Genomic DNA, 19,855 nt, shown 5'->3' with positions numbered 1-19,855 from the left:
AACAGGTATTTCCGTTTTGCACCACAATAAACATTCCGTTTTCAGGTCTTTGAAGTGCTAGCGCTTCAATGTAAAATGGGATTTAAAAACGATAGGCCGTTCTTCATACATAAATTCCACATTAAACCAGTAGTCATCTGAAGGCAGGTTGCGCCCGTTGTAGGTGCCGTCCCAGCCCGGACCGTTAGGCTGCAAGCTTTTAATCAGTTTTCCAAAACGGTTGAAGATAAAAATTTGTGCTTCGGGATAATCCTGCAGGGAGCTGATGTTCCAGGTATCGTGAAAACCGTCATTATTCGGCGTAAAATACTTTGGAAAATCAATCACAACCACCTCGATGACCGCCGCGCCGCAGGTTCCGTTTACACCACGAACGGTCACCGTATGCACGCCGGGTTGCACGTTTTCAAAACGCGGATTTTCCTGGAAAAATCCGTCATCCAGCTGATATTCATAAGTCCCATAACCCTGAGTTACGCTCACTTCGATGACCGAAGTTTCTGCAAAAGGCTGACTCACTTCAGCATCGAGAACCGGTATTGCGGATTCAAAAACCTCAACCGTAGTAGGGTTGTAGTTACAATTGGCTCCGACTTCAGGATTTAATTTTTCGGTAGAAACGGTGTAAACACCGGCCTCAGAAGCTACAAAATCTGGTCCCTGAGCCACGACCGTACCGTTTAAAGACCAGCTCACTAAAAATTCCGCAGGACTCAAGCCTGATTCCAGCAGTGTGGTACTGATTACATCTCCGGTAACGGCATCGCGGCAAACAGTACCGCCTTCCAACGTAAAATCAAGTAAAGGATAAACTGTTACCTCAAATACATCTTCGTCAAAACAATTGGGGTTATCTGTAGCTTCAGCATATTTATAAATCGTGTAACTGCCGGGGGTCAGTTCATAATCTGCCGGATCAATGGGGCTTTGTTTATTTGGCCCCAAATAATACGCCTGGACAAACTGATCCTGAGGCAAATCGGGCAAGGTATAGGTGCCACACTGCTCCACATCAGGTTCAGGAGTCAATACCGGAGTTGAGGATATGGTGACGGTAAAGCTACTTTCGTCTTCACAAAAGAAGCGCGTACCATTACGGGCATAAATGAAAAGCTCCTGTGTTTGAGTAATTACATCACCCGGTGCAAGCTGAGTCCCCTGGCCTCCAGTTTCAGTAAAATAATTCCCTTCTTCAAGCGGCGGAAGTGTATAACTATCGCAAGCCGCAACATCTTCAAAAACCGGTACCGTGACTGCGAGAATATTAATTTCAAAAGCGTTTTCCGAATAACATTCTGGGAAATCATCGTAACCGTTATAAATGTAAATTGTGGTCGTGGTATCAATGACAGTACCGGGTTCGATGCGTGAGCCCTGTCCCTGAGACTCTGTGAAATAGGTTCCGTCAATTAAATCAGGAAGCTCATAAGGCTCGCACGAATACACAAAAGTAAGATTGTCAATAGGTAAAGCAGGGCGTACTTCAATCTCAAAACTGGTTTCGTCTGAGCATCCGTTTATTTCATTGTTGATGTACAAAATGATGCTTTCACTGATCTCAGTGCCCGGGGCGTATTGGTTTCCCTGGCGATTGGGTTCATCAAAATAATCGCCGTTGGCAAGCACGGGCAATTCATATACATCGCCTTCACACAGCAACTGGTCATCTAAGGAGTCTACCGGGGGTATCGCAATGACAGTCACTTCAAACGAGTAATCAGAAGTACAGTTGGTGCCCGAATTGGTCTCTACGAAATAATATACCCTTTGGGAAGTTGTAATGTCACTACCGGGACTGATAGCTGTGCCCGCACCATTGGGTTGGGTATAAAAACTACCCTGCTCCACATTAGGAAGGCGGTAAGAACCACAGCGCGTCACGTCATTAAAGCGCGGAACGATAAAAATGCGCCAAAGGTATTCATTTGTACAGCGACCGTCATCATTAAAGATGTACACCGTTTGGGTATTGCGTATGATCTGGCCCGCATTAAGTTGTGTGCCTCCACCGTCTGGCTCAGTATAATAGTTGCCATTAGTAAGCGGTGGCAACGTATAATTAGTACAGGTAATAACACCTTCGGGCTCGTCTACCGGAGGTAACGGAAAAACAGTTATGGCAAAAGCATCATCACGACAAACGCTGCCGTTTTCTTCAAAGTAAAAATAAATAGTTTGCGATGTAGTAAGCTCAGTACCTGCAGGAATAAGCGTACCTGCACCCGCCGGACCACCGGGCTGCGTGTAATAGGCACCGGCACGTGTGACCGGAATTTCAAAAGCACCACAGGCTTCGCGCTCTGCCAGGTCGTAATCTGATACAATGTTGACGGTAAAAACAGACTGGCTGCTGCAGCCGTTAGCATCAGGACCGTTGTAAATGAAAATCTCGGTGTCTTCGGTGATGATTTGACCGGCATTTAAACGCTGACCGGTACCGTTTGCTCCCAGAAAATACGATCCATTGGTAAGCGTTGGCAGTTCGTACGAAGTACAGGTAAATACATCCGAAAGACTGTCTACCGGTGGCGGATTATTGATCAGGATATCGAAAGATACCGTCTCAAAGCAGCGTCCTTCGCTAGCATAAGCCACGCGAGCCCAGAGTGTACGGCTGCTTGTACCTGCCGGCAGGATGTAAGGTGACTCAACCTCAGCACTAGCACTTTGAGCATCAGCCTCAGACTCGTAATACGTGATATCGAAATTTGCCGGGTTTTGTCCGTTTAAAATGCGGTTGTTGATTTGGGTAAGGTTAAAAGAAGTATCTGTGGTACCGGAAGCACAACGCTCTAATGGCTGAGGCTGGGTGATTTGAATTTCAGGCAAAACGCTAAGCCTGAAATCATAGACCGCATCGCAAAAATTACCGGTGTTTCCATTACGCAGTCTTATGAAGATGGTTTGATTGCCCGAGCTTTGGTAATTAGTAATTTCTCCTTGCGGAATAGCCTGCCCGGCATTCAGATCTGCCTGAGAAGCGTAGTACACCACTTCAAACTGATTGTTAGACAGACCCAGCCGTGAAGCATTATTCCGGGTTAAATCAAAAGATGCGGGCTGGCCCCCATTGTAGCAGGCCTGCAGATCTTCGGGTTCCCGTACCGAAAGTTCATTAACTACCACCTCATCGGTAATCAAACAACCATTGTTTGTAACCCGAACGGTATAGGTACCACTTTGGTTAACGCTGATCGTATTGCCGGTTTGTCCTGTAATAATTGTACCGTTGTACAGCCAGCGATGGTCATAAACCGAGGCATCCAGGTTAGTGGTTAGTGAGGCGCTGTCCCCGCTGCACAATGTAAAATCGGGTCCCAGGTTTACGCTGGTGTTAAAACTGCCTCCCTGTAAAAAAATAGCGGAGTCAAAATCAGCATCATTGGCATCAGCAATTGATATACGAATGCGATAGGTATTGCCCGGAGTGAGGCTTGAAGAAGCATTAAGCACCTCTGTGTAACCTCTCATATTGATAGTTGACCGCGGATTGCTTACCTCGTACGAATCAAATAAATCATCGTTAATCCCGTTACATGCCGGATTATTGCGCTGATCCCTGATGTTGCGCACGGCAACCGGCTCTCCTGCAGGTGTAACAGCCAGATTTTGAGACTGCCCGCTTCCCAGATCGGTCAGGACGATGGCCATAATATCCTGAGAAGAACATTGCCATTCGCCATACTCGTTAGAGGCGAAAATAAAATTGAAACTAAAATTACTGGCGAGGGGCACAAAGTCAAACTCCAGGAAACTCGTTTCTGAAATAGCTCCGGTGTTTCCGGATGCAGCATTGAGGTCCTGAAGATAGGCATCACCGTTTGAATTGAGACTGCTGCTGAGATCGGCATCATTACCTGTGTATGGCCCGGCACTCAGGCTGGCGACACCGGTGCGTAAAACAACACCGTCAGCAAGCGGAAAGGCACCTCCATTATTATTAAAATAACCGGCTGCCTGTGTTGAAGAGATGGAAACATTAGAAATCTCGGCACACGAATCATCAAACAGGATATTGACTAAATCTTCGGCGGGTCTGGGGCTATCAACCGTAACGGTTTGGGCTTTGGTAAAAAAGCTAATGAAAAGGAAAGCGCTACAAAGTAAAATTCTTTGAGACATAACAGAAAGGGGGCTCTGGTTAGGGTTAAATTTAGGGTACTAACGTAGGGGTTAACTATTTAGTGCCTTCAACTATAATGCCCTAAATAAATTTTCCTGATAAAAGTAATTCAAATGGTTTTAAGTAAGCACTTAATTATCAGGCATTTTAAAGTAGCATCTGCGCAAACGATTGAATATCGATGAGCAACAGAATCCGTTAAAAAGATAGTAATCACTTACATCCCCCGCTCTTTCTGAATGGTTTCATACGCGTTTTGCACATTGCGGAATTTCTCTTCGGCACCGGCGCGGTAGGCTTCATCCATATGTTGAAGCTTGTCGGGATGGTATTTCTTGGCCATCTCGCGGTAGGCCTTTTTAACTTCGGCGTCTGTGGCCGACTTGTCGATCTCCAGAATTTTGTACGCGCTGTCTGCGTTTTTAAAGAACATGGCTTTTAAGCCCTCAAACTCATTGCGGCTAAGCCCTAAATAACCTGCAATTTCAGAGATTTTATTAACCTCTGAAGCCGAAACGGTACCGTCTGCCTGAGCAATTCCAAATAGAAAATGCACGATTTGCAGACGCACTTCTCTTCGCGTGCGCTGAGAAAGATAAGCGCAAATACGCTGCGCATTGATTTCGCGCTTTTTAACTACCTCATTAAAGGTTCTAAAGGTCGCGTTAGCGCGCTCCTTGCCGTAAGCCTGCACAAAATACTGCCGTACATAGTCCATCTCCCGCTGACTCACCTGCCCGTCTGCCTTGATTACCAGAGAGCAAAGCGAAAGCAAATTGAGTTCAAAATCGCCGGGTGTTACTGTGGTGCGTTGCCCTCCAAACGGACTGCGACCTGGACCGGATCCTGTTTTTTGGTTACTAAAAAATAAATTGTCTATAAGCATGCCAATTACATAACCTGCTACCGCGCCTAAAAATCCGCGGTAGGCAAAGCCTATAAGGGCTCCTATCCATCGTATCATCTATTCCTGTTTTGCCGGCAAGCTGCTGTCCCTACCGGAATTTTAAAAATGCGTTGCAAAAATAAACTACCTCGGGGCAAGCCCAAGAGGCATTGCCTTAAAATAAATTTTTAATTTAAAAGCATCCCGATGGCTATCGGCGCGAGGCATTTTACCTATTGCGATGCCAATAAAGTCTTTGCAAAAGGTAAGTCTGTAAATCGTGGAAAATGTTACCAATTATCGCATGCCGAAAGCATAGAGATCTTTTGATTAAAGGTTGGACAAAAAAAAACTGAATAATTTAAATTTAAAACAGCAGGATGTCAAATGTATAAAGCTCTATTGGGTTTTCTACTGGAAAACCATGATCTTATTCTAAAGGTTTTTGTTTGGTTCCTATGAAGTTGATGATCTCGATACGTTTCTCTTCTAGATGAACTTTGTAAACGATATAATTATTTTTATCAAGCAGTCCTTTGTAAACGTGCTTATACTTTGAAGTAGCCGGGCAGCTCTTTGGGTACTCAGAAATCTGACTTAAAAGATCCTGTAAATTCTGTTCCAGATTCAAAATTTCGTGGGAAGTCCATCTTTCTTCTAAATATTCAAGAACTTTAATCAAACCGCTCTCAGCCTGGGGTGTCCAGACGATTTTTAGCGCCATTTATCAAAATGTTTCTTCACTTCGGCATAAGGGATCAGGTCACCGGCATCAGCCTGACTGAGACCTGTTTCGATTTCTTCTCGTTCTTCTTCAGAAATCTCACTCCACCAATCGGTTTCTTCCTCCTCAAAAACTTTTTTGAGTTTGGCCAACACACGTTCTTCCTGCGTTTGCAACAGGAGATTCATCAACTCTAACTTCTTGGCCTCTATACTCATAATCTTAGCTTTTCTTTACAAATTTAATTGAATAAATCATAGCCAGCTCTTGAGTTTAAAATTTCTGACATCCAAAATACCTTTTTGAAGCAGTATAAACTCCGGGGCTGCGCAAAGGATTGAGGCCCTGTGGAGCTCGTTTGCCCTGTTTGCTCCTATGCAATATGCAAGAACAGGCAAATCACTCAGCAAACGGGGGAAACAGCGACGGCCGAAAGCCTGACTTTGCCTCTTTGGCAAAGATGCGCCCTAATAAAAATCCCATTCCTTACGTAGGGTTTGACGCTACTGCCCGACTATAATTTTATATCTTTGTAAACCAAAATAAAAAATAGAATCTATGTATCCAGCAGAATTAGTAAAACCGATGCGTGAAGATCTTACTTCAGTAGGTTTCACCGAATTACATACCACCGAAGATGTTGAGGCAGCTATGAAAAAAGAAGGTACAACCCTTGTGGTTGTGAATTCGGTTTGTGGCTGTGCTGCAGCAAACGCAAGACCGGGAGCCCGTATGGCACTGCAAAACGCCAAAACTCCTGATAATTTATTTACCGTATTTGCCGGTGTAGACCGCGAGGCTACCGAACTGGCTCGTGGCTTTATGGTTCCTTTTCCTCCTTCTTCACCTTCAATGGCCTTGTTTAAAGACGGAGAATTAGTACATATGCTTGAGCGTCACCATATAGAAGGCCGTCCTGCAGAGCTTATTGCAGACAATCTTATAGATGCCTTTAACGAATACTGCTAGATTAATAATCTGGTTTTCATCAAATCCCCGGTTTAAAAAACACGGGGATTTTTTTTGAAAATAAGTATCTAAAGTTACCTTGCGTATCGAGTTGAGCCGTTACTTTTGAAGCTTTAAAAAGAACCACCATGCCCGGTAAAAAACCGCTTCTTCACCGCTTTCACGCCTGGCGTTACAAGCATATTTCAAAGACTACTTTTGTCTATCTTTTAAGTGCTATGACGGGTCTGCTCGCCGGTCTGGGTGCTGTCTTGATCAAAAACATCACGCACGTCATTCAAAACCTGCTCGAAGGAGGCCTTGTTGAAAATTACCGTTACGGTTTTTATTTTCTGTTTCCCATTATTGGTCTCGCCATAACGGTACTCATTGTAAAATTTGTGATACGCAACCCTATGAGCCACGGGGTGCCCGCAACCTTGCGCGCAATTTCTAAACGCAAGGGACTGTTACGCAATTATCAGGCTTATGCCTCGCTCATAACCGCACCTATAACGGTAGGTTTTGGAGGTTCGGTAGGTTTGGAGAGTCCCACAGTGGTTACCGGTGCCGGGATGAGTTCATACCTCTCCCGTATTTTTCATATGGATCAGGCGCATCGTACGCTTCTTTTAGGTTGTGCCGCTGCCGGCGCGATGTCCTGCATCTTTAAAGCTCCCATTGCCGCCATTATTTTTGCTGTGGAAGTTTTTAGCCTTGACCTGACCTTATTATCGCTGATGCCGCTTTTGCTGGCCTCACTTTCGGCGATATTGACTTCCTATTTCTTTTTTGGTTCTGACACGATTTTGCCTTTTACACTAAAAGATGCTTTCAGTATTGAAGACTTTCCATACTACATCATTCTAGGCATCGTGGCCGGTTTGGTTTCGGTGTATTTCAGCAAAGCGTATTTTCAAACACAAAAATTCTATGCCCGCTGGCAGTCGGTGACCTTAAGGCTTATCATTGCCGGGGGAAGCCTGGGTGTATTGCTTTATTTTATTCCACCGCTGTACGGAGAAGGATTTGATATGATCAACCAGTTGCTTGAAGGCAAAGCCGTGCCGGCACTGGGTTCTACTTTTTTTAATGATTATCTCGACAACATCTGGGTAGTGATTGGCTTACTCGCGGGTCTTGTCTTTTTTAAAGTGATTGCCGCTGCCATTACCTTTGCCGGTGGCGGTATCGGTGGGATTTTCGCTCCGGTACTTTTTATGGGTAGCGTAATGGGCAATTGCCTTGCTAAAGTCGTCAACAATTTGGGCATAGCGGGCATTCAGGTATCTGAAAGTAACTTTACCCTGGTGGGAATGACCGGACTTATGGCCGGGGTGCTTCACGCCCCGCTTACCGCGATCTTCCTCATTGCCGAAATTACCGGCGGCTATGGTCTGTTTATTCCGCTTATGACCACCGCCGCATTGGCTTACGGAATAAATAAATACTTCCTGCCGCATTCGGTTTATGGGATGGAGCTGGGTCTTAAAGGCGAACTCATCACCCACGATAAAGATCAGGCCGTGCTTACCCTGCTTAATGTGGAAAGCGTGATCGAGTCGAATTTTATTCGCGTGCGTCCCGAAATGACTTTGGGCGAAATGGTTAAAAACGCGGTGGCCAAATCAGCGCGTAACCTGTTTCCGGTAGTCAATGAAGATGATGAACTCGTAGGTGTGATTACGCTTGATGATATACGCGAAATTATGTTTGACAGCGCGCTTTACGATACCACCGAAGTACGCAGTCTGATGCACGCCGCACCCGAATATATTTATCTGGAGTCTGATTCGGCCAAGGCTGTTATGCGAAAATTTCAGGAAAGCGGCGCGTGGAATTTACCCGTGATTAAAAACGGAAAGTACCATGGCTTTATCTCAAAATCTAAATTGTTAACTGCTTACCGTCGTATGCTGGTGAGTTTTTCGAGGAAATAGTTTTTTTAATTCAGAATGAGGAATGCAGAATGATTTATTCAAAAGTTATTGGGTTATTGAGTTATTTAAAATCACCTCAATTTTGAATCTGAAGCTTTAAAACCAGAATCGATACAAGTTATTGGTTATTGAATTCGTTGAACTATCAAAAAACGCTGAACTTTGCACTTTGAATTTCAGACTTTAAACCTTGAATTAAAAAATGCGCAATCTCATCATCATCCTGTTTTGCATACTCTGCCTCACGCTGGGCTACGGCTTTTACCTGCGGTATTTTACGGCAGATACGCTGACCGGAGATCGCTTTTTAGGGCTCACCATTCTGGCCGTGGCTTTTATCCTGATGCCTATGTTTCTATACCACCGTTGGAAAGACCGTAAAGTCAAAGATTATATGCTTGACGAGGAAAACATCATGAAAATGAAAGAATATCAGCAGCAGCAGGAACGTGGTAAATCCTCAAAAAAGAAAACTAAGGATCCTGAATCCTAAATAATTACCTGACAATGAGGCTCAATTCGATTTCAGAGGCTTTTTAAACTCAAAAATTCTGAAAATCAGCAACTTTTAAAAATAAATTTACATTTAAGTAACCTTCGTACTCTATAAACACGTAGCTTTGTGGCAATATTAATTTTTACAATTTTATAATGAAAGGTACAGTTAAATTTTTCAATGAATCAAAAGGTTACGGATTCATTACTAACGATGACACAGGCAAAGACATCTTTGTACACGCCACCGGACTTAACGGTGAAGTGCTAGAAGAAGGTGATCAGGTTGAGTACATCGAAGAAGAAGGAAGAAAAGGTATGGTAGCTGCGCAAGTTCGCGTTCTACACGACTAAGATATATAGAAGTATATTTAAGATTTTCCAACCCTGCTTAAATTAAGCAGGGTTTTTTGTTGCTTTTATTTTTTGATAATGATCTAATTGCAAAACAAGGTACAACCACACAAAAGGAGTGAATATATTGAAGTAGGTAAGATCAAATATTGACTGGTCAATTGTTTGTGTAAATCCAAATTGGATTAAGTAACCCAGCAAAGAAAGAGTCACGGAAAGAGCGCACAGTACGGCAGAAGCCCGCACAAACTGCTCAAAACGCTCTATTCTGAAGGCCACCGGAAAGGCTATAAGCACTAGCAATACACTTAAAACAAAGGGTAATTGTCTGTTTTGTAAAGCGAACGGATTGTATTCTAAAAACACTTCCCAGGAAGGTGTATGAATAAAAGCTAAGATTCCTAAAAGGATCAAACCTACCCCAACACCAAAGCAAAAACGTGCTTTTTGATTTATACCCTGTGCTAAAAACGGTTTAAAAACATATAAAATCAGTGGGATTGTATAAACCAGACGTGTTGAAAGCACCAGTGCAACCAGCAAACCAGTCACAAAACCCAAATCCTTAAATCGGGATTGAAATTGCCAGCCGCTTAAGAAAATGAGCAGCAGCGTATTGCTTATCAAATCGCTTTTTACCACCACTTCATACACATACCAAAACGAACAGATGAGCAGCAGCAGCGCGATAAGACGTACTTCAGCCGATGCTATTTTTTTAAAAATCAATATCAGGGTAAGAAGGAAAGTGAAGCTTTGTAAATAGCCTACATCACCCAAGAAGTAAAAAGGCATCCCCACTATAAAAAGACCAGGTAAATTTGAGGTGTAGCCACCAAGATGATCAACAGCGCTGTACGGGTAGCTACCCTCAAGAATTGCCTTGATTCCAGCCTCGAGCGCAGACCAGCGATCGATATTTAGATTTTGCCCGTCAATATTTAGATTTATAATAAGGCTAATACCAAAAAATCCCAACCCCAGAATCCAGAAGGAGGCCCTGGTAAGGAAAGGATACTTTTTTAAATAATTTCCTGCCTTAAAAACAAGGGTCAGTACCAAAAGACTATAAACCAGTGCAACTAAAAAACTCTGCCAGTCGCTTAAATATCTTGGCAGGTACTTATACATAAAAAAAGCATTGATCAACAGCAGGATACTGCTAGAGTAGATAAGTTTAGACCGTTTACTTGACTGGATCAATTTGTGTTTGATTATATTTTCTCCTAATCAAATTAAGTCAATATAATCTGATCCCCTAAAACATAACTTGCAAAAAATTATCTTTACGCTATGAGCAACACCCTCCACATCGCCGCCATACAAGCCCATCTTGCCTGGGAAAACCCTGCTGAAAACCGTGCCTATTTTGACCAGAAAATCAGCGAACTCAATCAGGAACTCGATCTTATTGTCCTTCCTGAAATGTTTGCCACCGGCTTTAGTATGAGTCCGCAGGGTCGTGCTGACAACGGCGAAATGCTGAGTTGGATGAAAACCAAAGCTTCAGCAACCGGAGCTGCCCTTGCAGGTAGTTTGATGATTGAAGAGGATGGCAACTATTATAACCGGTTCTACTTCGTCACCCCCGAGGGAGCGGTAACCTCCTATGACAAGCGACATACCTTTACCCTTGCCGGGGAACATAAGGTTTATAATCGCGGTAATGAGAAAGTCATCGTCAACTACAAAGGCTGGAAGTTGCTCTTACAAATTTGCTACGACCTGCGTTTTCCGGCGTTTGCCCGCAATCTGGAAGATTACGACGCGCTTATCTATGTGGCCAACTGGCCCAAAAAACGCATTTTTGCCTGGGACACGCTGCTTAAGGCACGCGCCATTGAAAATATGAGCTATTGCATTGGCGTAAATCGTGTGGGACTAGACGGCAACGGCTACGAGTATAACGGGTACAGCGGTGTCTACGACAGCCTCGGGGACACTTTAGCTTTCGCGGAAGCTAAAGAGCAAACCATCTACGCCACATTATCTAAAGCGCATTTAGAAGAAACCCGCAACCAACTCAATTTCTTGGCAGATCGGGACCATTTCAGTATCAAACTTTAAGCTATTCCGGAGTCAGGAAAAAGGTTTCGTTTTGAGAAAAGTTAGATCGGATATCGAGCAGATCAGGATAGTAAATTACTTCTTCGGGCTGCAGTTGTTCTAAATAATTACCGCTATCAAAGCGACCGTTTTTATTGAGATCTACAATGATTCGGGCGTAGTATTTACCGGGTTCCAGACGGTCGAACTCAAAAACTGTCGTTCCTTCTTTAGCTATAATTTCGCGCTTCACCTCCCCTTTTTCGGTCACCAGTTGCACAATGTGCTGTACCGGGGCGGCATTTTGTAATGTCAGGCTAAAGTCGCCGTAATCTGCATATTCTTTGGTATTCACCCTAAACCGCAGCGTGTCTGTTTTTGTTCCGTAGAAATCAGTAAGTGCCTCGGGCAACATCATAATTTCATAATTCTCCAGCTCAGCCGTTTTAAAGTCGAGCTGCATTTGAAGTGTTTCGGGCAGCAACCGGATTTTGAAATTTTCAATAAAAGTCGAATCCTTCTTACGAATACTGATTTTAGACGTATCAACAGCCATTAAGGGTACGGTAGAATTAAACCGAAGCGGCTCTTCCAGAATAAGTGTACTCGTGGCCTGCTGTACCTGCAGAGAGTCCATCTTCAGACCGCGACGCAGGCGCACGTAACCGGTATCGAGTATTTGAGTCTTAAACTGAAAGATAAGCGAATCGGTCTCTGCCTGGGGTTTATACCAGTACTGCAGCGAATCTTGCGTGCTCACATTGCTGATAAAACGCTCAAAACCTTCCGGCTTTTGACTGATTAAGTTCACCCCTATACTATCAGGATTTCCGATATACGGGATCGCCACCCGTTGTGCCGAAGCCTGTTTGGGCCGGCCTGCTTCAGCCGGTAATTCTTCATTAAACAATCGCAAAACATAAACCGAATCTGTAGGCACGTCGATAAACCCATCGTAAAAAGCGACTTTGTCCTTATCGGGCTGAAAGGTATAATTGCTGGCCTCATCTTTTAAAGCGGCCAGTTTATAGCGACCTGCCTTGATATTGGTCAGCTCAAAAACCACGCTGCTGTCTAGTGTATTGGTCACATAACGCGGTACTTCCTTATAAATCAAGGAGTCGGTATAGGTTGAATCTGCCTCGTAAAGCATCACCGTAACGTAATTATCGGGCTTGTTAAGCAGGGCATCGCGTATCACCCCGGTAACGGTCAACGAATCAATATAATCGCCGGTTGAAAACACGTATTTAAAAAACGAAAACGGATTGCCCTCATTGTTATCGACCACGCTTTCGCCAAAATTGAACACGTAAGTGGTATTGGGCAACAGCGTATCCATAATCTCAATGTCTATGTATTTTGAAGCCCCACCCATTGGAGTAATAGTTGCCGGGGTTTTCATAGGTGGCGAGACGATGAGGTTTTTGCTGAGATCTTTTAGCTTTATATACTCATCAAAGTAGATGCGTATCTCCTTACTGTTGAAATTGGTCGTGTAATTAGGCGGTTCTGCACGCACAAGAACCGGAGGGGTTTCATCTTTGGGTCCACCGGTAGGCGTTCCTTTTTTTGCACATTGCACAACCAGAAGCAGCAAAACGAGTGCGGTAAGTACGTGTAGGCCTTTTCTAAACATAGCGGCAAAAATAGCAATTAATTTAATGGAAACGCTAAGGCTAAAACGCCTTAATCAGTTGGCTATTGCCATAACCGCTACACTGATTTTGATTCCTTCAATCCTGTTTAAAGCGAGCGCACATCCTTCGAGCGTACCGCCTGTTGTGATCAGATCGTCTACCAGAAGGATGTGTTTGTTTTTAAGGCTTTGATCTTCGGTAATCCCAAAAGAGTCAATCACTTCGGTACTTCGTCCTCCCCGATTTGAAAAAACCTGCGTTTTAGTAGCTTTCTTTCGGTACAAAGCCCGGTCGTTATAGTCAACCTGTAAGGCTTTCGCGATGCGCTGCCCAAAACCCGCAACCTGATTGTAACCGCGTTCTTTTAACCGGTTGACGTGCAAAGGCACGGGCACCACAACATCGATGTTTTGATAAGCCTCCACCTGCGCCAGTTCGGCTCCCAGCCAGTCGCCTAAAAACGCACTGATCTGTTCCTGATTGCGGTATTTAAGGTTGTGTATAAGCTGCTGCACCCTACTTTTCTTGTCGAAATAAAACAAACTTGTGGCCAGTTCTAAACTTACCCGGCCGTACAATACTTTTTTAATGGGATTATACGTTGTATGGTGCAAAAGATTTACAGGCAGGTTGTGTCGACAGTCGGTGCAAAGAAGATGTTCACCACGGCTCAAGAGCGCATCACAGGCCTGACACTGGTCCGGAAAAAAGAGTTTAAGCAAAGACCGCACTGCGCTTTTGATTAAAAATTATAACTTTCGCACTAAGATATCAAAATAGGCTTAATGAGTACCACTCGCAATACCAACGCTTTAAAGATTCTTATCGGCATTCTCTTTTTGCTGCTTCTAGGTTTAGGAGCTTATACCTATAAATTTTATAACGAACTCACCGCAAACAAGACTGCCCTTTCTGAGGAAAAAGCCATTTTACGGGACGAACTCAACGATTTGCTCATCAATTACAACACTGAGCTGGAGACCAACCAGGTTTTAACCTCAGAACTTCAGGAAGCCCGTAACCGCATTCAAAATTTGCTGCTGCGCCTCGAAAGTGCCGAAAGTTCACAGGCTACCCTTCAAAACTACCGCCGCGAACTCAGCATTTTAAGACAGGAACGTGACGCGCTTCGCAAAAAGACAGACAGCCTGATGCGTGAAAATGCGCTGCTCGCCTCACAAAAATCAGATGTGGAAGCAGCTTTTGATCAAACGGTGGTGCAACGCGACTCACTCGAACAACAAAATCGGGCACTTCAGGATGATTTGGCTAAAGGCGCCCAACTCAGCGTAAGTAAGTTTAAGGCCGAAGGTGTAATCATGCGTCGCAGCGGTAAGACTGTGCCTAACGACCGCGTCTCTCGAATAGATAAAATGGAAATCTGTTATACCGTAAATGCCAATGCGCTGGCTAAACCCGGTGCTCACGACTTTTACATTCAGGTGATTGACCCGCGCAATAATGTGATTGGCGAGCATGTCTCGCTTGAATTTGGTGAAAACATCCTCATCTACAGCGCCTATCAGGAAATCAATTATGCAAATCAGGAAATCAACTCCTGCGTGTATATAAATCCTGCGCGTGAAGAATTTTTACCGGGCATTTACCGCATCAACCTGTTTGAAAATGACCGTTTACTAAGCAACAGCGTGCTGGAACTGGAGTAGTTTCGGGTTTTCGTTTTCCGTTTTCTGTTTTCTGTTTTCTGTTTTCTGTTTTCTGTTTTCTGTTTTCTGTTTTCTTAAACTATAAAAAATTAAATTGTTTTCTCCTACTTTTCACCTTTTACCACTTACCTCTTACTTCTCACCCGTCAGTTCTCTGTTCTCTGTTCTCTGTTCTCTGTTCTCTGTTCTCTGTTCTTAATTAAAGTATTTCGTATTTCGTATTTCGTATTTCGTATTTCGTATTTCGTATTTCGTATTTTCTCAACAAATCCCGTCATATCGGCATCGTTGACGCTTATTTTTTTATTTTTACGCCCTTGTTTCTGCACCTTTTAGACCAGCAGAAGCCGTTTTAAACAGCAAACCGAGAATTCAACGCAGATGGCACAGGAAGATCACTTTAAAAAAGTATTATCACACGCAAAAGAATACGGCTACATTTTTGGCAGTAGCGAAATATACGAAGGCCTTAGCGCCGTTTACGACTACGGTCAGAACGGGGCCGAACTCAAGAAAAATATACGCGAGTACTGGTGGAAAAGTATGGTGCAAATGCACGAAAACATCGTAGGCATTGATGCTTCCATCTTTATGCATCCCACAACGTGGAAGGCTTCAGGACACGTAGATGCTTTTAACGATCCGCTTATTGACAATAAAGATTCTAAAAAGCGTTACCGCGCCGATGTCCTTATTGAAGATTATGCCGAAAAGCTGAACCAAAAAGCCCAGAAGGAAATCGATAAGGCCAAAAAACGTTTTGGTGATAAATTCAACGAAGAAGAATTTGTAACCACAAACGCCCGGGTGATTCGCTATCGCGAGGAGCAGGACCGTGTACTTAAGCGTATGGCCCGCTCGCTGGAAGCTGAAGATCTGGCCGATGTAAAAGCGCTGATTGAAGAACTCGAAATCGCAGATCCTGATACCGGCTCAAAAAACTGGACCGATGTACGCCAGTTTAACCTTATGTTTGGTACAAAACTGGGCGCTTCGGCAGATACGGCAACAGATTTATATCTGAGACCGGAAACCGCTCAGGGGATTTTCGTGAATTTCCTGAACGTTCAAAAAACCGGAAGGATGAAAATTCCTTTTGGTATCGCGCAAACCGGAAAGGCCTTTAGAAACGAAATCGTCGCCCGCCAGTTTATCTTTAGAATGCGGGAGTTTGAGCAGATGGAAATGCAATTTTTTGTTCGTCCCGGCGAAGAGCTTCAATGGTACGAGCACTGGAAGGAAACCCGCCTCAAATGGCACCTGTCTCTGGGCTTGGGTGAAGAAAATTACCGTTTCCACGATCACGAGAAACTGGCACACTATGCCAATGCCGCGGCAGATATTGAGTTCAACTTCCCGTTTGGGTTTAAAGAGCTTGAAGGTATTCACAGCCGCACCGACTTTGACCTTAAGGCTCACGAAAAGTTTTCCGGTAAAAAACTGCAGTTTTTCGATCCTGAATTGAACGAAAGCTACGTGCCTTATGTGGTAGAAACCTCTATAGGTCTTGATCGTATGTTCCTGGCTGTGTTTTCTAAAGCTTTGGAAGAGGAAGAGCTCGAAAACGGCTCAACCCGAACCGTGCTTAAGCTTCCGGCGATACTTGCACCCGTTAAGGCAGCGATTTTACCTTTGGTTAAAAAAGACGGTCTGCCTGAAGTTGCAGAGCGCATCATTAATGAGCTGAAGTGGGATTTCAACGTGGTTTATGACGAAAAAGACGCTGTGGGACGCCGCTACCGCCGTCAGGATGCTGCCGGAACCCCATTCTGTATCACGGTAGATCACGACACGCTCGAAGACGATACGGTAACCATTCGCGACCGCGATACGATGGAGCAAAAGCGTGTAAAAATCGCTGAACTTGCAGGCATTTTACACCAAAAAGTAGACTTTAAACACTGGTATAAAGACTAGTAACACACATAAATTGAATTCTAAAAAGCTCCTCTACGGAGCTTTTTTTAATCCATAATGTGTAATAAATCGTACATTTAAAAACCCTAATTTGAATCTGATGTCATGTACTTCTATAAACAAGGTTTTTAAAATCAGAGCGTATTCCATTCTGGTTTTAAGTCTGTTACTCTCTTTTAAATCACAAACTTTTGCACAGGAAAAGCTCGCTCCCTCCACTGTAGGAAAAATGGAATTTGTGCGGGAAGTACCCTCGCTGGCCTCTCAGATTAGAAACGGAACCTTCATTAAAGCCGAAAAACTTTCGGAAGTTGAAGAAATAAACCCCAAACGTCGCAGTGCCAATCAGGTGGTTCCCGGCAAAGGTCTGCCCAAAGACGGAGATCCTTTGGTTCAGGCTCAAACCACAAAATCGAAAGGCACTCAAAAAACCTACGAGCCCGAGCCTATTCGGGTTTTTGAGGCCAATACGGCAACTTTTACTCCATCAGATCCTACGGGTGCGGCCGGCCCCAATCATTATATCGCCGGCTGGAATTCCGGTTTTAAAATTTATGACAAACAGGGCAATCTTTTGGTTGACGAAGCCTCACTGGGAACACTCTTTGACGGCAACACCGCAGGTGATCCTATCATTCTGTATGATGCGGCTGCAGATCGTTTTGTTATAACCGAATTTGAAGAAGAGAATGAAGAAGATGGCTTCGAAAACGGGTTTAATATAGCCATTTGTCAGGGTTCAGACCCTGTAAATGACGGCTGGTACGTGTATACCATGGGTTTTGAAACCAGCACGTTCCCAGATTATCCCAAATACGGTATCTGGCACGATGGATACTACATTACCTCAAACATTAATATTACCGGCGGGCAGACCAATCCCAGCGACGCGGTTTTTGTGATGGAACGTTCTAAAATGCTTACCGGGCAGACCGATGTAGGCTTTCAGGGATTTCCACTGCCTACCTTGCGCACTAACGGTTTTTTTAGTCCGCAATTTTTGAGTGTTGCAGATGGTAATTTACCTGCAAGTGGGCCGGCAACGGTGGTATTTTTTCAGGATGATGCGTGGAGAAACGTTAATGACGATCATCTTAAACTCTGGTCTCTTTCGGTAGACTGGGTAAATCCTGCAAATTCCAGTATTTCCCAGCCTGCAATCATTACAACAGCAGATTTTAACAGCGTGTTTGACGGTGGAGACTTTTCAAACCTACCTCAACCCGCAGGTGATAATATAGATGCGATGCAGGGCACTGTGATGCAACAGGCACAGTACCGCAAATTTGCCGGCTACAACTCGGCTATCTTCAATTTTGTAGTCAATGTCGCTCCTGCAGGTGGTAAAAAGGCCGGCATACGCTGGTATGAATTACGGCAGACGGCAGACGGTCAACCCTGGGAAATTTATCAGGAAGGAACCTATGTTTCGCCTACAGGCTATAATGCCTTTGGCGCAAGTATGAGTTTTGATGCCGATGGAAGTATTGGCATGGGGTATTCTACGGTAAGTGAAGATTTACCGGTAACCATCAATTTTACCGGGCGTTATGCCAACGATCCTTTAGGAGTCATGTCTGTACCTGAAACGGTTTTAGCTACCAGCACCGGTTTCAGCTTTAGCCCTCGCTATGCAGATTATACGCATCTTACTACAGATCCTGCAGATGGCAGAACCTTTTGGTATATATCCGAATATTTCAGGCCACAGCGTAAAGATGTGGTGGGTGTTTTTAAACTCGCGCCAGACCTCACTAATGACGTACAAACGATAGCGCTTGTAAATCCGCAAGATGGTGATTTAACTACTACCGAAACCATCACGGTTACCCTTCGAAACGCGGGGACTGCAACACAAACCAGCTTTCCGGTTAGTTACAGCGTAGATGGTGGGGCAACCGTGACCGAAACCTTTACCGGTTCACTGGCCTTTAACGAAACAGCGGATTTTAGCTTTTCGCAAACCGCAAATCTTTCTACAACCGGCCAGATCTACTCAATTACAGTTACAACGGGTCTTAGCAACGATCAGGACACCTCAAACGACGCCCTTACTGTAAACGTACAGAATTTATGGCGCGAGGATGTGGGTATAACGTCTATAGACAATCCGCAGTCGGGCTCCGGTCTGGGTTCTTCGGTGCCTGTGACTGTAACGATCACCAACTTTGGTGTTGAAGCTCAAAGTAATTTTCCGGTGTTTTACAGTATCAATTCGGGTAATCAGGTAACTGAAACCTATACCGGAACCGTACCCGCTCAGGGAACCGCCACATACACCTTTACCGCTACCGAAGATTTCTCAGAACTTGGGACCTATACCATCACAGCAGGTACCGATTTGCCTGATGATAAAAATCAAACCAATGATATGATCACCGTTGATGTGGTAAATGCCTATTGCACACCCTTCTCAGACTGCTCCTCGTTTGGAGATGGAATTACCCAGATCAATCTCGAAGGCACCAGTATAACGACGGCCTGTTCATCTGATGGGTTTGATGCAGATCTTGATACCGTTTTTAATCTGGATATACAGAACAATCCCTACACCGGGACTTTACAGGCAGGATTTGACGGTACTGCTTATGCTATTTTTATTGATTTAAACAAAAATGGCGGTTTTGAAGCCTCTGAAAGGGTTTCAAATGGTCTGATTGCCAATGCAGCCACTGATACCGATTTTACCCTGACACTTCCGGCAGGAGTAAATCTCGACACCTATCGTATGCGGATACGCGGCCTTGACAGCGCCTTTAGCGGTGATGCTCAGGATCCATGCGGAACCATGCAATACGGCCGTACCAACGATTATAGCGTGCGCATTTTCAACAGTCTTTCGGTGGAAGAAAATATATTCCCCGATAGCGAACTGGTGATTATTGAAACCGAACGCGATCAGTTTCAGATTTCATTGAGCACTGATCAAACTACAGAAAAAATGGCGGTAACGGTGTACAATCTTTTAGGCCAAAAACTCGCAAACAACTGGATTGAAAACGAGTACGGCAGCTACAAATACGACTTGGATATGTCTTACGCCTCCAGCGGTATTTACATTGTACGTCTGGGGAATAGGGACGGCGGTCAGTCTAAGAAAATTATTGTGCGTTAA

General features: G+C 44.3%; 15 protein-coding genes. 8 read left to right on the top strand and 7 right to left on the bottom strand.

Annotated elements, in window-relative coordinates; genetic code table 11:
• Window positions 1–57: 57 nt before the first annotated feature.
• The 4 genes from CJ305_RS01190 to CJ305_RS01175 form a co-directional block, all read right to left on the bottom strand.
• Window positions 58–4,122 (bottom strand): T9SS type B sorting domain-containing protein, encoded by a 4,065-nt coding sequence (locus CJ305_RS01190; RefSeq protein ID WP_099644409.1) that lies wholly within the window; start codon window positions 4,120–4,122, stop codon window positions 58–60.
• A gap of 218 nt (window positions 4,123–4,340) precedes the next feature.
• Window positions 4,341–5,087 carry a TerB family tellurite resistance protein gene (locus tag CJ305_RS01185; RefSeq protein WP_099644408.1) on the bottom strand — a complete coding sequence of 249 codons (747 nt, stop codon included), beginning with the start codon at window positions 5,085–5,087 and terminating at the stop codon, window positions 4,341–4,343.
• 352 nt (window positions 5,088–5,439) lie between these two features.
• A complete protein-coding gene (locus CJ305_RS01180; protein ID WP_099644407.1) occupies window positions 5,440–5,733 on the bottom strand; it encodes a type II toxin-antitoxin system RelE/ParE family toxin in 294 nt (97 codons plus the stop codon).
• Window positions 5,724–5,951, bottom strand: coding sequence for a hypothetical protein (locus CJ305_RS01175; protein WP_099644406.1), 228 nt, complete (start codon window positions 5,949–5,951; stop codon window positions 5,724–5,726). The genes CJ305_RS01180 and CJ305_RS01175 overlap by 10 nt, the downstream gene beginning before the upstream one ends.
• Before the next feature lie 340 nt (window positions 5,952–6,291).
• Between CJ305_RS01175 and CJ305_RS01170 the strand changes: the two genes are divergently transcribed.
• From CJ305_RS01170 to CJ305_RS01155, 4 genes are all read left to right on the top strand, one after another.
• Window positions 6,292–6,702 carry a BrxA/BrxB family bacilliredoxin gene (locus CJ305_RS01170; protein ID WP_099644405.1) on the top strand — a complete coding sequence of 137 codons (411 nt, stop codon included), beginning with the start codon at window positions 6,292–6,294 and terminating at the stop codon, window positions 6,700–6,702.
• A 128-nt stretch (window positions 6,703–6,830) separates the two neighbouring features.
• Entirely contained in the window at window positions 6,831–8,621 is a 1,791-nt protein-coding gene (locus tag CJ305_RS01165) for a chloride channel protein (RefSeq protein ID WP_099644404.1), read from the top strand.
• Between the two features lie 202 nt (window positions 8,622–8,823).
• Window positions 8,824–9,114, top strand: a complete 291-nt coding sequence (locus CJ305_RS01160; RefSeq protein ID WP_099644403.1) for a hypothetical protein — start codon at window positions 8,824–8,826, stop codon at window positions 9,112–9,114.
• A 158-nt stretch (window positions 9,115–9,272) separates the two neighbouring features.
• A complete protein-coding gene (locus tag CJ305_RS01155; protein ID WP_099644402.1) occupies window positions 9,273–9,470 on the top strand; it encodes a cold-shock protein in 198 nt (65 codons plus the stop codon).
• A 42-nt stretch (window positions 9,471–9,512) separates the two neighbouring features.
• Here the strand turns inward: CJ305_RS01155 and CJ305_RS01150 are convergent, their stop codons facing one another.
• A complete protein-coding gene (locus CJ305_RS01150) occupies window positions 9,513–10,601 on the bottom strand; it encodes a hypothetical protein (RefSeq protein ID WP_143469330.1) in 1,089 nt (362 codons plus the stop codon).
• Window positions 10,602–10,763: 162 nt separating this feature from the next.
• Between CJ305_RS01150 and CJ305_RS01145 the strand changes: the two genes are divergently transcribed.
• A complete protein-coding gene (locus CJ305_RS01145) occupies window positions 10,764–11,537 on the top strand; it encodes an amidohydrolase (protein WP_099644400.1) in 774 nt (257 codons plus the stop codon).
• A gap of 1 nt (window position 11,538) precedes the next feature.
• On the opposite strand, the gene CJ305_RS01140 is transcribed toward CJ305_RS01145, so the two are convergent.
• Together CJ305_RS01140 and CJ305_RS01135 are read right to left on the bottom strand one after the other, a co-directional pair.
• Entirely contained in the window at window positions 11,539–13,155 is a 1,617-nt protein-coding gene (locus tag CJ305_RS01140) for an Ig-like domain-containing domain (protein WP_099644399.1), read from the bottom strand.
• 54 nt (window positions 13,156–13,209) lie between these two features.
• Complete coding sequence (locus tag CJ305_RS01135; RefSeq protein ID WP_099644398.1) at window positions 13,210–13,887, bottom strand: ComF family protein; 678 nt, start codon at window positions 13,885–13,887, stop codon at window positions 13,210–13,212.
• 54 nt (window positions 13,888–13,941) lie between these two features.
• Here CJ305_RS01135 and CJ305_RS01130 point away from each other — a divergent pair, with 54 nt between their 5' ends.
• The 3 genes from CJ305_RS01130 to CJ305_RS01115 all read left to right on the top strand — a co-directional run bounded on the left by CJ305_RS01130 (window position 13,942) and on the right by CJ305_RS01115 (window position 19,855).
• On the top strand, window positions 13,942–14,823 hold the full coding sequence (locus tag CJ305_RS01130) for a hypothetical protein (protein WP_099644397.1): 882 nt from the start codon (window positions 13,942–13,944) through the stop codon (window positions 14,821–14,823).
• Between the two features lie 381 nt (window positions 14,824–15,204).
• Complete coding sequence (locus CJ305_RS01120; RefSeq protein WP_099644395.1) at window positions 15,205–16,740, top strand: glycine--tRNA ligase; 1,536 nt, start codon at window positions 15,205–15,207, stop codon at window positions 16,738–16,740.
• Window positions 16,741–16,840: 100 nt separating this feature from the next.
• A complete protein-coding gene (locus CJ305_RS01115; RefSeq protein ID WP_099644394.1) occupies window positions 16,841–19,855 on the top strand; it encodes a GEVED domain-containing protein in 3,015 nt (1,004 codons plus the stop codon).

It is taken from the genome of Leeuwenhoekiella nanhaiensis (assembly GCF_002744755.1).
In the GTDB taxonomy this organism is placed as follows: domain Bacteria; phylum Bacteroidota; class Bacteroidia; order Flavobacteriales; family Flavobacteriaceae; genus Leeuwenhoekiella; species Leeuwenhoekiella nanhaiensis.
Note: the sequence above shows the minus strand (reverse complement) of the source record. Positions and strands in the feature narration are given on the sequence as shown.